The sequence below is a fragment of the Agromyces sp. NPDC055658 genome (genome assembly GCF_053618155.1).
Window position 1 is genome coordinate 1 of sequence record NZ_JBSHHD010000138.1, and the last position, 1,110, is coordinate 1,110.

Annotated in this window: 1 protein-coding gene; it reads left to right on the forward strand. The window is 68.7% G+C overall.

What is annotated here, in order from left to right; all coding sequences use genetic code 11:
- Positions 1-1,110: hypothetical protein (locus ACWGPE_RS19165; protein WP_452049341.1), on the forward strand; the 1,110-nt coding region annotated here is incomplete at both ends.

Here is a 1,110-nt window from a genome sequence, read left to right on the forward strand (position 1 = left end):
GAGCAGCACCGCACCGAGATGGGACGCAGCCGCCAAGCGCCATTGCTGCGCACCGTCGAACCCGCCGGAGATCGGGTGGGGGGACGGCGGTTCTGGAACGCGCTGTGGCGCCGGCCGCCCAACTGCGCCGTCACGGGCTCCGACGAGCTGTCCTCGTTGTTCGGCCGGAAGTTCAGTCTGGACGCCACCCCGTCGCGGCGCGGTGTGCCGGCGCGGGCGCTGTTCCAAGCCGTCGGATCTGATGCAACGTTCGCGACCTACGACGAGGTCGAGGCAAGACTGCTGGGTGACCCGTCGCTGCGGGTGGCCGTGCTGACGTCGCAGTGGGCCGGTGGACGGCAGGGTGGTCACGCCTATCTGGCCGTCAAGGTCGACGGCCAGGTGCAGCTGTACGACCCGCACACCCGGCAGTACTCGCCGTGGCCACCACATTGGGGCCGGCACGCGGTGACCCAGACCGCGGTCGGCTACCTGCGCACCAACGGCGATCCGGTCGGGCCGATGACCGCCGACGTGCCGTTGCAGCTCGACGCGGCCGATGCCGTCGGCAATGTGCAAGGCCCCCAGACTGATCCGGACTTCACCCGGCGGCAGGCCGAGTACCGCGCCCAGGATCCGGCCACCCGGCTCGTGGACAGCCGCTACGCCGAGCCACTGGGTGACGTGGTCGACAACGCCTCCGACCATGCCCGGGTCCAACAACTCGCCCGGGACCTGTCCGGTGTGTACGGGCCCTACCGCATCCAGTTCAGCGCGGTGAACCTGCCCGGCGAGGTCATGCTCACCGGCGACATCTACGACGGCGATACCAAGATCGGGAAGATCCAGCGGTCGTTCGACAGGGACAGCGCGGGCAACCTCGTCGCGTATCACAGCGGCTTCGTCATCAATAAGAAGTTGCCCGACGGCACGCCATTGCGGGGCAGGGGATTCTCGAAGGCGGTGACCTCCGAGCTCGAACGCTTCTACGTGAACTCGGGCATCGACCGGATCGAGCTGACCACCCACGACAAGGGTGCCTTCGCCTGGGCCCGACGAGGCTACGCCTGGGATCCCGGGGCCCGTCAGCTGCAGGAATCGCTCGACCGGGTGAAGATGTCGGCCGGCCAG